The organism is Dyella soli, from assembly GCF_054482295.1.
In genome coordinates, this window is record NZ_JBTFFU010000001.1 from 20721 (window position 1) to 33828 (window position 13108).

Below are 13108 nucleotides of genomic sequence, written 5' to 3' on the forward strand. Positions count from 1 at the left end.
AGCGAAGCTGTGGCAGGCCAGGCGATTCGTCTGCGTGTCGATCATGGGGTGCATGCTTGCGTCGCAGGTGCATGCGCAGCAAGCGGACGCGCCCCATCCGGTGATTCCCGACACCATCGAGCAGCGCATCGCCGCCTGCACGGCCTGCCATGGCGTGCATGGCGAGGGCACGCCCGACAGTGGGTTCTTTCCACGCCTGGCAGGCAAGCCGGCCGGTTATCTGGCGCGTCAGCTGAAGGACTTCCAGGACGGCCTGCGCAAGTACGGACCGATGGAATACACGGTGCGCCAGCTCAGTCCCGAATACATGCACGAGATTGCGCAGTACTTCGCCAGGCAGGAAGTGCCGTACAGCCGCTCGCCGATGCCGCGCCTGCCGGCGTCGGCGCTCGGGCGCGGCGAAGAGCTGGTGCTGAAAGGTGATCCGTCGCGGCAGATCCCCGCCTGTGCCGCCTGCCATGGCAGCCAGCTCACCGGCGTGCAGCCGGATATTCCCGGCCTGATCGGACTGCCCTATGACTACATCAGCTCGCAGCTCGGTTCGTGGCGCACACGGACGCGTGCCTCGGCGGCGCCCGACTGCATGTCCGAGATCGCCAACCGGCTGAGCGAGTCGGACATCGGCGCGGTATCGGCATGGCTTGCGGGACGTGAACTGCCGGCGGACATGCATGCGCAGGCGGCGGGTACGGTGACGCCGCCGCTGCATTGCGGCGTGCTGGGCGACAAGGGAGACGGCGCATGAAGCGCGTGCATGTGATCGTCATCGCGCTGGTGCTGCTGGCACTGGCGCTTGCCGGCGGGCTGCTGCTGCACGGCGGGGCACGGCAGCCGGTGTCGCAGGCTGCGAGCAAGGTGGACGCGTCCACCCTGAAGGACCCGGCGCTCATCGCCAGGGGCCAGTACCTGGCCACCGTGGGCGACTGCGCGTCGTGCCATACCGAGCAGGGCGGTGCGCGCTACGCGGGTGGTCGCGTGCTGGCGACGCCGTTCGGCAACATCCCTGCGCCCAACCTCACGCCTGATCGCGAAACCGGCCTTGGCGAGTGGAGCTTCGAAGATTTCTGGCAGGCCTTGCACAGCGGCAAGGGGCGCCACGGCGAACTGTTGTATCCGGTGTTTACCTACACTTCGTTCACCAAGGTCACGCGCGACGATGCGCTGGCCATGTATGCCTATCTGCAGTCGCTTGCGCCGGTGCGGCGTGCGGCCAAGCCGTTGGGGCTGGAATTTCCCTATAGCGTGCGCAGCAGCCTCAATGCCTGGCGCGCGCTGTACTTCCACGAAGGCCAATACCAGCCCGATGAAACCAAGTCCCAGGCCTGGAACCGGGGCGCCTATCTCGTGCAGGGGCTGGGCCATTGCAACGAATGCCACGCGCCGCGCGATGCGCTGGGTGGTTCGCAGAGCAATCCGTCGCTCGCCGGCGGCCAGATTCCCGCGCAGAACTGGTACGCGCCCGACCTGAGCACGCAGGCCAATGGCGGCCTGGCCGGCTGGAGCGATCAGGACATCGTCGACCTGCTCAAGACCGGCCAGTCGGCGCGTGGCAGCGCATTCGGCCCCATGGCCGAAGTGGTGGTGCAGAGCACGCAGCACATGCGCGACGACGACCTTCGCGCGATCGCCACCTATCTGCAGTCGTTGCCGCCGCGTCCGCTGGTGGCGACCGAAAAGTCGCAGCTCAACACGCACGCCATCATGCTGCAGGGCGCGAAGGTGTACGCCGAGCGCTGCGCCGATTGCCACGGCAAGGACGGCCAGGGCGTGGCGGGCATCTATCCGCCGCTGAGCGGGAACTCGTCGGTAAACGAACCCACCGGCATCAATGCGATGCGCGTGGTGTTGCTCGGCGGCTTTGCGCCGGTGACGGCAGGCAATGCGCGGCCGTATTCGATGCCGCCGTTCGCCCAGCAGCTCAGCGACAGCGACGTGGCCGCGGTGGTCACCTATATCCGGCAGTCGTGGTCGAACCAGGCGTCGCCGGTGCTTGAGCGTGACGTGATCAAGTACCGGCATACGCCGATCGACTGATCACGCTACATCAGGCGATGGATCTGGCCGGCGTCGATGGCGCGGACGTGTCGGCGAGGCAGCCGGCGCCCGCCAGTGCCGCGCGCACTGCATCGTCCAGTGGCGTGTAGGGCGTGTCGCCGAGAAACGCGATCAGCTTGCGGTCATCGAGGCGAATCGGCGCGCGCCACAGGTAGCGCATCTTGCACAGTTCGCGCAGCGTTTCATTGAACGGCGATGCCAGCCGCGCCAACCACCACGGGAACCGGCCGGCCCTGATGCGGGGATTTCCCGCTGCCCGGCGGATCGCGTCGAGCATGGCGTAGCCGTCCAGCCAGCTGCCGCCGAAGTGGAAACTTTCGAACCCGCCCAGCTCGGCCTCGCGGTCCAGTAGCCGCGCGAGCACCTCGCCGACGTCCGGCAGGTAGGCCCAGTTGTGGCCGATCGCGTAGTCACCGGGGTAGCTGACCTGGCGCACCGGCGTTCCCGCCTTGACGAGGCCTTGCGCGAACCAGTTGTTGCCGGCGCGCGGGCCGAAGAAATCGCCGCAGCGCAGGATCAGCACGCGCACCCCGTCGCCGGCGGCGGCGCCCAGCCGTCGTTCCATCTCGGCGCGGATTTCGCCCTTGCGCGTGTGCGGGTGCTGTGGCGAGCCCTCGGTGAGCGAGGGGAAGGCATCCGGCCCGAAGTTGTAGATCGTGCCGGGCAGCACCACTCGCGCGCCGTTGGCCCGGGCGGCGGCGATGGTGTTGTCCAGCATCGGCAGCACCAGCCGGTCCCAGGCGTGGTAGCCCGGCGGGTTGACCGCGTGCACGATCACCGCCGCGCCGCGGGCGGCACGCTGCACGACGTCCGCCTTCAGTGCATCGCCGGCTACCCACTCGATGCCGTCCTGGCCGCCGTCCGCCGGTGGCGTGCGCACCAGGGCGCGTACCTGCCAGCCGTGCCGTCGCAGCGCCATGCAGGCTTCGCTGCCGATGCCACCGTTGGCGCCGATCACCAGTGCTGTCCGCTGTGTCTTCATGGTCGTGTCCTCGAAAAGGTCAGGCCAAGCATGGACGCCGGTCAGCCAAATGGAAATTCGCTATTGGCTAAGATCTGCTATACAAATATGCATGGCCATGACCAATCCGGGTTGGGAGCTCTACCGATCCTTCCTCGCCGTGATGCGCGAGGGCAGCCTGTCGGCGGCGGCACGGGCGCTGGGCATGACCCAGCCCAGCCTGGGCCGGCACATGCGCGAGCTGGAAGCTGCGCTGGGCGTGGTGCTGTTCGCCCGGTCGCCCCAGGGGCTGGCACCGACCGAGCTGGCGCAGGAACTGGTGGCCCATGCGGAGGCCATGGCGTCTGCCTCGGCCGCCCTGCAGCGCACGGCCTCGGCGGGGCGCGACGACATCCGCGGTGCCGTGCGCATCAGTGCCAGCGAAGTGGTGGGTGCGGAAGTGCTGCCGCCCATCCTCACCGAGTTCCGGCAGCGACACCCCGGCATCGTGATCGAACTGTCCCTCTCCAACCGGCCGGCCGACCTGCTGCGGCGCGACGCCGATATCGCCATCCGCATGGTGCAGCCCACGCAGGACGCGCTGGTGGCGCGGCACGTGGGCCAGGTGGAGCTGGGCCTGTTCGCGCATCGCCGTTACGTCGAGGCGCACGGACGCCCGGGCACGCTCGCCGAGCTGGCCGAGCACGCGGTGATCGGCTTCGATACCGAAACGGCGTATATCCGCCGCATGCGGCCCAGCGGCATGCCTTATGTCCGCGAGCACTTCGCCTGGCGCACCGACAGCGACCTGGCCGCACTGGCCGCGCTGCGGGCCGCCTTTGGCATCGGCATCATGCAGGCTGGCCTGGCCCGCCGCGATCCGCAGCTGGTCCGCCTGCTGCCCGACGAGCTGTCCTTGCCGCTGGAAACCTGGGTCGTGATGCACGAAGACCTGCGCCAGAGCCTGCGCGTGCGCCGCCTGTTCGAGCATCTGGCCGAGGCGCTGGCGGCCTACTGCCGTTCCTGAGCGCCGCGTTCCTGCCGCACCAGGTCGGACAGTGCCTGCCACGGTGCGAGGTCCCAGTGCCCACGCGCCTGCCCGGACGGCGACGGCAGTACGAACAGCCGCGTGCTGCCGATGTGGCCGGATTGGAGCCCATAGCCGCATGCCTGGCCCAGCACGGCCCGGGCGGCGGCCTTGCTGGTGAAGGCCAGCAGGCGCGGCGCGTAGCGCCCGATGCGGGTCCGCAGCGCGGCCACGTCGAAGGCGTCGCGCGGCAGTTCGTCGTCGTTGCCTACATGGTGCTTGGCCAGGTCCGTCAGGCCGATGCCCAGCGCCGGCAGCAGCGGAAACTCGGCCGGCGCGAACTGGCGCGGGGTCAGCTGCACCGCGTGCAGGGCGCGCCAGAACAGGTTGCCCGGATGCGCGTAGTAGGCGCCTTCGCTGGCGGAACGCCGACCGGCGGCGGTGCCGCAGAACACCAGCGCGAGCCCGGGCTGCAGCAGGTCGGGAAGAATGGGGTCGGGCATCGCCCGGCAGCATAATGCGTGCTGGCGAAGCCGGGTTAATGGAACACCGCCCGGTACACCAATGTCCCGGTTTTTTGCCTTATTCACCGGGGTTTAGCCAATCATTGCCAGTGACGTGAGCCACGCATCGACAGTGTGCGCGTCCTGCCGCTATAAAGATCCCCCATCCAGGGGAGTGCCCGGTGAGCGAAGAAATCCTGATCAACGTGACCCCGCGCGAGACTCGCGTCGGCGTGGTAGAGAATGGCATGTTGCAGGAGGTGCACGTGGAGCGGGCCTCCCGGCGCGGCTATGTGGGCAATGTGTACAAGGGCCGCGTGCAACGGGTCATGCCCGGTATGCAGGCCGTGTTCGTCGACATCGGGCTGGAGCGGGCGGCGTTCCTGCATGCCTCGGACATCCTGCGGCCGCCGCTGCCCGCATCGGCCGAGGGCGCCGAAGTGGTGCCTGCCGGCAACGGCCACGTGCCGTCGATCAGCGAACTGGTCCACGAGGGCCAGGAAATCGTGGTGCAGGTGGTCAAGGACCCGATCGGCACCAAGGGCGCCCGGCTTTCCACCCACCTGTCCATTCCGTCGCGCTACCTGGTGCTGCTGCCGCACGCCAAGACCCTGGGCATTTCCGCCCGCATCGAGGACGAGGCCGAGCGCCAGCGCCTGAAGGACGTGCTGACCGCCCTCATCGGCGAGAACCCGCTGGGCTACATCGTGCGCACCAATGCGGAGGAGCAGACCGCCGAGTCGCTGGCCTTCGACGTGACCTACCTGGGCAAGGTATGGCGCGTGGTGCAGGAGAACATCGTCAAGGCCAAGGTGGGCGAGCGTGTCTACGAGGAACTGTCGCTGCCGCTGCGCAGCCTGCGTGACATGCTCAACGACGACATCGAGAAGGTGCGCGTGGATTCGCGCGAGACTTTCGAGAAGGTGGTCAAGTTCGTGCACAAGTTCATGCCGCACCTGGACGACCGCATCGAGCACTACGCCGGCGAGCGCCCGATCTTCGACCTGTACGGGGTGGAAGACGAGATCCAGCGTGCGCTGAGGAAGGAAGTGCCGCTGAAATCCGGTGGTTACCTCATCGTCGACCAGACCGAGGCGATGACCACGATCGACGTGAATACCGGCGGCTACCTGGGTACGCGCAATCTCGAGGAAACCGTCTACCGCACCAACCTCGAAGCCGCGCAGGCGGCGGCGCGCCAGCTTCGCCTGCGCAACCTGGGCGGCATCATCATCATCGACTTCATCGACATGACCGATGAGGAGCACAAGCGCCAGGTCCTGCGCATGCTCGAAAAGGGCCTGCTGCGCGACCACGCCAAGACCACCGTCTACCCGATGTCGGCGCTGGGACTGGTGGAAATGACGCGCAAGCGCACGACCGAAAGCCTGGAACGCCAGCTGTGCGAGCCCTGTCCGGCCTGCAGCGGGCGGGGCACGGTCAAGACGGCCGAAACGGTGACCTACGAGATCTTCCGCGAGATCACCCGGGCGGTGCGCCAGTTCAATACCGAGAAGCTGCTGGTCATGGCCAGCCCGAAGGTGGTCGGGCGCATCCTGGAGGAGGAGTCGACCGCGGTGGCCGAGTTGGAAGAGTTCATCTCCAAAAGCATACGCTTCCAGCCCGAAGAGCATTATTCGCAGGAACAGTTCGATGTGGTTTTGTTGTAGGACGCAACAGGCATGTCGCGTCGTGAGCCGGCCGTGATCGCGCCATGGCGTAAATACCTGCATCGAGTGATCCGGCTGCTGGGCTGGACGGTCGGCGTGGCCGTGATTTCGATGGCCGTGCTGATGGCGCTGACCCAGCTGCTGTTGCCCTTGCTGGCGCGTCACCCCGAATGGGTCGCCGCGCAGCTCACCGACAAGCTGCATCAACCGGTATCGTTCCAGTCGATGGACGGGCGCTGGCAGACCTCCGGCCCGCTGTTCGTCATGCGCAACGTCACTATCGGCGCGGGCGAGGGCGGCATGCCGCTGCAGATCCCCGAAGCCGAGCTGAAACTGGATCTTGGCGGTTGGCTGCTGCCGACGCGCCACGTGGTGAACCTGCGCGCGCGCGGCCTGCAACTGGACCTCAGCCGCGATGCCGAGGGTGCCTGGCACATCAACGGCCTTGGCCTGGCCGGTGGCGAGGGGCGGCAGGAGTTTGCCTTCTCGCAGTTGTCGATCGGCCTGTGGCTGCGCGACGTGCGCCTGGACATCACCGACAACCGCATCCACAAGCACTACACGCTGCTGGCCGACCAGTTGCGCCTGAGTCGCCAGGGCCGCCGCATACGCGTCGGCGCGCTGATGAGGCGCGAGGGCGTGCCCGGCCAGGTCCGCGGCGCCGGCAACTTCAGCGACAACGGCGCCGACGGCAAGGTGTGGATCAGCGGCACCGACATTGATTTTCGTGCCGCCTCGGCCGGCATGGACATGGGCGGCTATACGGCCGAAAGCGGCAGCGGTTCGTTCGAGAGCTGGCTGGACTGGCGCGACGCAAAGGTCGTGCGCAGCCTCACGCGCCTTCATGTGCGGCAACTGTCGGTGGTCAGTCCCGAGGGTGCGCGTGCCAACGCGCCGGCACTGGACGGCATGGCCGAGCTGGCGATCGGCAAGAGTGGCTACCAGCTGCGCTGGGCCAGTGACAACGGCGGTCTGCTGGCCGCGAGCTTCCAGTTGATGGACACCGACCAGGCCCACGTGGAGGCCTCGGTGCGCAACCTGCAGCTGGCGCCGCTGGTGCCATGGCTGGCGCTCAAACCGCAGCTTTCGCCGGGTCTGGCGCAATGGGTGGGCAGCGGCAAGCCGCGCGGCGAGGTGACCCAGGCGCTGCTGCGCTGGAGTCGCCAGGACGGACTGCAGGCGCTCGATGTCGCGTTCACCGGCGTGGGCATCGACCCGGTGGGCAAGCTGCCTGGCGTGGACAGCCTGCGCGGCGAGCTGCGTGGCGATGCGCAGGCCATGGCATTGTCGCTGCCCGTGCAGCCCACCATCGCGCGCTTTCCCCGTACGTTCCGCGAACCGTTCGTGATGCCTGGCCTGGGTGGCGACATCGCGTTCTGGCATGAGGACGATGCCTGGCACATCGGCACCGACAGGTTCAGTTTCGAAGGCACCGGCTTCGGCGGTGAAGCACGCGGCGAAGCGGTGCTGCCGGATGCGGGCGGCCACCCGTTCCTCGATCTGTATGCCTCGCTCGGCCACGCCGATGTGGTTGCGGCCAAGCTGTTCTGGCCCATCGACTCCATGTCGCCGGCCGCGATCCAGTGGCTGGACCAGGCATTGGTGAGCGGCAAGATCGACAGCGGCGACGTGCTGGTGCGCGGCGACCTGGCCGACTGGCCGTTCCCGCACAACGAAGGCCGCTTCGAGGCGCGTGCGGGCATCAGCGACCTGGTTCTGGACTACGGCAAGGACTGGCCGCGCGCCGAGGGCGTCAGCGCGGTGGCCAGCTTCGTCAACAACGGCATGCTGGTCGAGGCCACGGCCGGCCAGTCGCTGGGCAACAAGGTGGATCGCGCGGTCGCGCTGATTCCCGAGTTCGGCAATGTCGTGCTGGACCTGAACGTGAGTGGCAACGGCTCAGGCGCGAGCATGATGGAGTTCGTGCGCAAGAGCCCGATCGGCATTCACCAGGCCGACGTGCTTTCGAAGTTGAGCCTCGGCGGTACCGGCGCGTTCGATTTCCACCTGTCGTTGCCCGTGGCCCATGCCAGCGACCTCCTGCTCAATGGACGCGCCCAGCTCAAGGGCGTGGACTTCAACGCACCGGAGTGGAACCTCAAGCTGGACAAGCTCACCGGCCCGGCGACGTTCGACAAGGCGGGCTTCCATGCCGGCCCGCTTGACACCAGCTTCCGTGGACAGCCGGCCAAGCTCGACCTGGCCATTGCCGGCGCCACCGGCCAGCCCGACCTGTTGCTGTCGGCCAGGCTCAACGGCCGCTTCAGCATGAGCGAGCTGACCCAGGGCTACAAGCAGCTGGACTGGATCAACCAGGTGGCCGAAGGCCGCAGCGATTTCAACATTGGTTTCGGCATCAGCCACGCCAATGGCACGGCGGCGAACACGCAGCAGCTGAGCGTGGATTCGACGCTCAATGGCATGGCGCTGACCTTCCCGGTGCCGTTGAAGAAGGCCGCCGACGCATCGCTGCCCCTGCACATGGACATGAACCTGCCGATGGAAGGCAGCGACGTGCAGCTGAGCGTGGGACAGGTCGTGCGTGCACGCCTGCGCCTGCCGAAGAACAACAGCCAGTCGCTGGCAGCGACGTTCGCCTTTGGCACCAAGATGCCCGACACCGTGCCTGACAAAGGCATGCGCATCCGCGGTCGTGCGGCCAAGCTGGACGTCACCGGGTGGGTGCAATACACCTCGTCCGGCAGCAGCGGTGAGGGGCCGGGCCTGGAAGCCATCGACGTGAACACCGACCAGGCGATGGTGTTCGGCCATCCGTTTGCCGACATGCACCTGCTGGCCACGGCGCAGGCCGAGGGCCTCACGGTGGACGTGGACAGCGCCGGGCTGGCCGGGCGTTTCGCCATTCCACTGGCCGACATCAACAAGCGTGGCGTCACCGCGCGCCTGCAGCGCCTGTATTGGCCCAAGGACGTGGTGCCGCCGCCGAAGAAGGGTGGCGCCGAAGCCGCCGCGGTGGAGCAGGCCGCGGTCGTGGCGTCGCCGGCGGATGTCGCCGTGCCCGCGCCCAATCCCGGCGCCACCGGCATCACCCCGTCGTCGTTGCCGCCATTCCACTTATGGGTGAACGACCTGCGCTTTGGTGACTCCAAGCTGGGCGATGCACGGCTGGAAACCTGGCCGACCGACCGCGGCATGCACATCGACCAGTTGCGCACCTTGTCCAGGGGCGTGCAGATCAACGGCACGGGCGACTGGAACGGCACCGCCGGCGACAGCCATTCCCACCTGCGCATCGATTTCGCCGCGGACAACCTCGGCGACATGCTGGCCGCCTTTGGCTACGAGGGGCTGATCGCCGGCGGCAAGGTGCACGCGCAGCTCGATTCCACCTGGCCGGGCGCGCCCTCGGCCATGGAACTGGGCAACATGGACGGCAAGCTGAGCATCAACATCATCGATGGGCGCATGCCTGAAGTGACGCCCGGAGTGGCACGCCTGTTCGGCCTGATGTCGGTGCTGGAACTGCCGCGCCGCCTCTCGTTCGACTTCGGCGACGTGTTCGGCAAGGGCCTGGCCTTCGATGCAGTCACCGGCGATTTCAAGCTCGGCGATGGCAATGCGGATACCGACAATCTGCAGATCCGCAGCCCGGCCGCCGAGATCGCCATCAGTGGGCGCACGGGCGTCCGCGCGAAAGACTACGACCTGCAGGTGCTGGCGACCCCGCATGCGGGCAACAGCCTGCCCCTGGTAGGCGCCGTCGTCGGCGGCCCCATCGGCGTGGCGGCCGGTTTCGTGGCGCAAGGCCTGCTCGGCAAGGGCATCAACCACGCCGCGAGCGCGCGCTACAAGGTCAGCGGAAGCTGGGACAAGCCGGTGATCACCGTGATCGAGCGGCGCAGTGTTCCGGCGTCGCCCCCGGTGCTGGCGCCGGTGGGCAACGTGTCACCGGCGCCGGCGAGCAGCAGCGCGCGCTGAATCAGGTTGCCATGATGGGAGCGCACGCCGTGCGCGACTGCCGGGTCATGTTGCCTTGGCGCACGGGGTGCGCTGCCACACTCAGTCCATCGACTCTCGCGGCCTGGTGCTGCCGCGAAAGGGAAACAGCTGCTGGCGCACGAAGCCATCGGGCATGTAGTTGCCCACCACGCCGTAGCGTTCCGGGAATTTCCTGGTCGACTTCACCGCCGTCGCAAAGATGTAGTCGAGGAAGGCGTAGTGCGCGGCGTAGTTCTTGTCGATCGCTTCCTCGTCGGAAGCGTGGTGCCAGTGGTGGAAGTCCGGCGTGACGATCACGTACTTCAGCGGACCCCACGGCAGATGCACGTTGGCATGATTGAACACGGCCTGGAAGCCGACCACGATGATGTACGCATTCATCACGCCCTCGCTGAAGCCGAGGATGTAGAGCGGTGCCAGCACGGCGACACGCGTGACGACCAGCTCCAGCATGTGCTGGCGCGATCCGGCCAGCCAGTCCATGGTCTTCACCGAATGATGCACGGCATGGAAACGCCAAAGCAACGGTACCTCGTGATACGCGCGATGCGTCCAGTACTGCGCGAGATCGGCAACGAGGATGCACACCAGCAGTTGCGGCACGAACGGCATGTGCTGCACGAACTGCTGGAAGTCGCTGCGCACCAGCCAGCCAAACAGGTGGTGCAGCAGGAAGTTCACCGTCAGCAGTGCCAGGCCCACGATGAAGTGGTTCACGGCGAAATGCTTCAGGTCGGTCTGCCATTCCTTGCGAAACAGCGTCTGGCCCTTGTACAGCGGAAACAGCTTCTCGATCACCACGAACACCAGCGTGGAGCCGAGCAGGTCGAGGATGAACCAGTCCAGCCCGATATACGGCGTGTGGTCCGGAAAGGCACCCACCGGTACGCGCGAGCCGCCCAGCGCGGTCGCCGCGATCACGAACGCAAACGCCACCATGCTCAGCCGGCGCGCCCGTCCCAGGATGATGTTTGCCAGCGACATGCCGCCGGAAACGAGCAGGGCGCCCAGCAGCAGTTGGCGCAGTACGTCGACGGAATACTGGTGGCGCAGGTCCGGCGTGGTCAGGTATTGGGGAAAGTGGAAAGCCAGTACCGCCAGCAGGCTCAGGAAGCCGAGCGACAGCGCGACGACGCTGCTGATCATGCCCTGGCCCGGCTTGAGCTCGCCGTCCTTGTGCAACAGCTCCCGGGTTTCCTCGATGGGCGCCTTGATGGTGCGGTCGATCACCTTGTGCGCCAGGGGCCGCCGGGGTGCATCGCTCATACGTGATCCTTCACATGTGCGTCATGAATGGTGGTGGCATCTTATCCCGGTGCGTCCGCGGGGCTCCATCGGACGGGCTTTAAACCTCCGTCGGACGGCCCCAACTTGCTAAAGTCTCCCTTTTGCAAACGGCACCGACTTCATGGATTCCCTGATCGCACAGGCTGAGCGCCGGCTGCTTGCGCCCGGCGGGCTGGCCGCCACCGACCTTGACCGCGTGTTCAACCAGCTCATGGGGCCGTCCATCGACGCCGCCGACCTGTATTTCCAGCATTCGCGCAGCGAGTCCTGGTTGCTGGAAGAGGGCATCGTCAAGGACGGCAGCCACTCGATCGAGCAGGGCGTGGGCGTGCGCGCGATCAGCGGCGAGAAGACCGGGTTCGCCTATTCCGACGAGATCGTGCTGCCGCAGTTGCTGGACGCCTCCAGGGCCGCGCGCGCGATTGCCCAGGGCGGCAACGGCGCCGGCAAGCCGCTGGCGCTGAACGGCGGGCGCCAGCTGTATCCGGCGATCGATCCGGTCGAAAGCCTGCCCAATCCTGACAAGATCGCCCTGCTGCGCGAAGTGGACGCCTATGCGCGTTCGCGCGACCCGCGCATCAAGCAGGTCATCGTGAGCCTGGCCGCGACCATGGACACCGTGCTGGTGGCCGGTTCCGACGGCACGCTGGCGGCCGACGTGCGCCCGCTCGTGCGCCTGAACGTGCAGGTCATCGCCGAACACAACGGCCGCCGCGAGCAGGGCAGTGCCGGCGGCGGCGGCCGCTACGGCTACCGCGAGCTGATCGACAACGGCCGCGGCATGGCTTTCGCCGACGAGGCCGTGCGACAGGCCCTGGTCAATCTGGAAGCGGTCGATGCGCCCGCCGGCAGCATGCCGGTGGTGCTCGGTCCCGGCTGGCCCGGCGTGCTGCTGCACGAGGCGATCGGCCACGGCCTGGAAGGCGACTTCAACCGCAAGGGCAGTTCCGCCTTTGCCGGTCGCATCGGCCAGCGCGTCGCCGCGCCCGGCGTCACCGTGGTCGACGACGGCACGCTGCAGGGCCGCCGCGGCTCGCTCAGCGTCGACGACGAAGGCACGCCGACCGAGTGCACCACGCTGATCGAGGATGGCATCCTCAAGGGCTACATGCAGGACAAGCTCAACGCCCGCCTGATGGGCGTGGCGCCTACCGGCAACGGCCGCCGCGAGTCCTTCGCGCAGCTGCCGATGCCGCGCATGACCAACACCTACATGCTCGCCGGCCAGCATGATCCGCAGGAGATCATCCGCTCGGTGAAGAAGGGCATCTACGCGGTGAACTTCGGCGGCGGCCAGGTGGACATCACCAACGGCAAGTTCGTGTTCTCCGCCAGCGAGGCCTACCTGATCGAAGACGGCAAGGTGACCCGTCCGGTGAAGGGCGCCACCCTGATCGGCGCCGGTCCCGAAGTACTGACCCGCGTGTCGATGATCGGCAACGACCTCGCGCTGGACGAAGGCGTCGGCGTGTGCGGCAAGGATGGCCAGAGCGTGCCCGTGGGCGTGGGCCAGCCCACGCTCAAGGTGGATGCGATGACGGTGGGTGGTACGGCGTCCTGAGGATGCCGGGAATCAGCCGGCCTTGATCGCGCCGCAGGCTATATCCATAGAACAAAAGCTCATTTCGCTTTGACCCAGGCCGCGCGGACAGTGTCCGTTGCGGCC

Annotated in this window: 9 protein-coding genes; 6 read left to right on the plus strand and 3 right to left on the minus strand. The window is 67.3% G+C overall.

Annotated features, from left to right (window positions below; genetic code table 11):
* Positions 1-43: 43 nt before the first annotated feature.
* Positions 44-745, plus strand: coding sequence for a c-type cytochrome (locus ACXU4B_RS00165; protein ID WP_240734070.1), 702 nt, complete (start codon positions 44-46; stop codon positions 743-745).
* The gene (locus tag ACXU4B_RS00170) at positions 742-2034 is read left to right on the plus strand and encodes a cytochrome c (RefSeq protein WP_131406588.1); all 1293 of its coding nucleotides are present in this window, start codon (positions 742-744) and stop codon (positions 2032-2034) included. The genes ACXU4B_RS00165 and ACXU4B_RS00170 overlap by 4 nt, the downstream gene beginning before the upstream one ends.
* Before the next feature lie 10 nt (positions 2035-2044).
* Here the strand turns inward: ACXU4B_RS00170 and ACXU4B_RS00175 are convergent, their stop codons facing one another.
* A complete protein-coding gene (locus tag ACXU4B_RS00175) occupies positions 2045-3037 on the minus strand; it encodes an NAD-dependent epimerase/dehydratase family protein (RefSeq protein WP_131406590.1) in 993 nt (330 codons plus the stop codon).
* A gap of 91 nt (positions 3038-3128) precedes the next feature.
* Here ACXU4B_RS00175 and ACXU4B_RS00180 point away from each other — a divergent pair, with 91 nt between their 5' ends.
* Positions 3129-4022: a LysR family transcriptional regulator gene (locus ACXU4B_RS00180; RefSeq protein WP_131406592.1), complete on the plus strand. Its 894-nt coding sequence runs from the start codon at positions 3129-3131 to the stop codon at positions 4020-4022.
* Here ACXU4B_RS00180 and ACXU4B_RS00185 read toward each other — a convergent pair.
* Positions 4007-4525, minus strand: a complete 519-nt coding sequence (locus ACXU4B_RS00185) for a mismatch-specific DNA-glycosylase (protein ID WP_131406594.1) — start codon at positions 4523-4525, stop codon at positions 4007-4009. The genes ACXU4B_RS00180 and ACXU4B_RS00185 overlap by 16 nt on opposite strands.
* A 182-nt stretch (positions 4526-4707) precedes the next feature.
* On the opposite strand from ACXU4B_RS00185, the gene rng reads away from it, so the two are divergent.
* Both rng and ACXU4B_RS00195 read left to right on the plus strand, forming a co-directional pair.
* Positions 4708-6195, plus strand: a complete 1488-nt coding sequence (gene rng / locus ACXU4B_RS00190) for a ribonuclease G (protein ID WP_131406596.1) — start codon at positions 4708-4710, stop codon at positions 6193-6195.
* A 12-nt stretch (positions 6196-6207) separates the two neighbouring features.
* On the plus strand, positions 6208-10134 hold the full coding sequence (locus tag ACXU4B_RS00195; RefSeq protein ID WP_131406598.1) for a YhdP family protein: 3927 nt from the start codon (positions 6208-6210) through the stop codon (positions 10132-10134).
* An 81-nt stretch (positions 10135-10215) separates the two neighbouring features.
* On the opposite strand, the gene ACXU4B_RS00200 is transcribed toward ACXU4B_RS00195, so the two are convergent.
* Entirely contained in the window at positions 10216-11421 is a 1206-nt protein-coding gene (locus tag ACXU4B_RS00200) for a sterol desaturase family protein (RefSeq protein WP_131406600.1), read from the minus strand.
* A gap of 142 nt (positions 11422-11563) precedes the next feature.
* Between ACXU4B_RS00200 and tldD the strand changes: the two genes are divergently transcribed.
* A complete protein-coding gene (gene tldD / locus ACXU4B_RS00205; protein WP_131406602.1) occupies positions 11564-13003 on the plus strand; it encodes a metalloprotease TldD in 1440 nt (479 codons plus the stop codon).
* Positions 13004-13108: the final 105 nt, after the last annotated feature.

What these genes read in the sequence shown, in the direction of transcription:
- tldD (WP_131406602.1), top strand. Translation starts at nt 11,564, where the DNA reads ATGGATTCCCTGATCGCACAGGCTGAGCGCCGGCTGCTTGCGCCCGGC.
- ACXU4B_RS00185 (WP_131406594.1), bottom strand. Translation starts at nt 4,525, where the DNA reads ATGCCCGACCCCATTCTTCCCGACCTGCTGCAGCCCGGGCTCGCGCTG.
- ACXU4B_RS00195 (WP_131406598.1), top strand. Translation starts at nt 6,208, where the DNA reads ATGTCGCGTCGTGAGCCGGCCGTGATCGCGCCATGGCGTAAATACCTG.
- ACXU4B_RS00200 (WP_131406600.1), bottom strand. Translation starts at nt 11,421, where the DNA reads ATGAGCGATGCACCCCGGCGGCCCCTGGCGCACAAGGTGATCGACCGC.
- ACXU4B_RS00180 (WP_131406592.1), top strand. Translation starts at nt 3,129, where the DNA reads ATGGCCATGACCAATCCGGGTTGGGAGCTCTACCGATCCTTCCTCGCC.
- ACXU4B_RS00165 (WP_240734070.1), top strand. Translation starts at nt 44, where the DNA reads ATGGGGTGCATGCTTGCGTCGCAGGTGCATGCGCAGCAAGCGGACGCG.
- ACXU4B_RS00175 (WP_131406590.1), bottom strand. Translation starts at nt 3,037, where the DNA reads ATGAAGACACAGCGGACAGCACTGGTGATCGGCGCCAACGGTGGCATC.
- ACXU4B_RS00170 (WP_131406588.1), top strand. Translation starts at nt 742, where the DNA reads ATGAAGCGCGTGCATGTGATCGTCATCGCGCTGGTGCTGCTGGCACTG.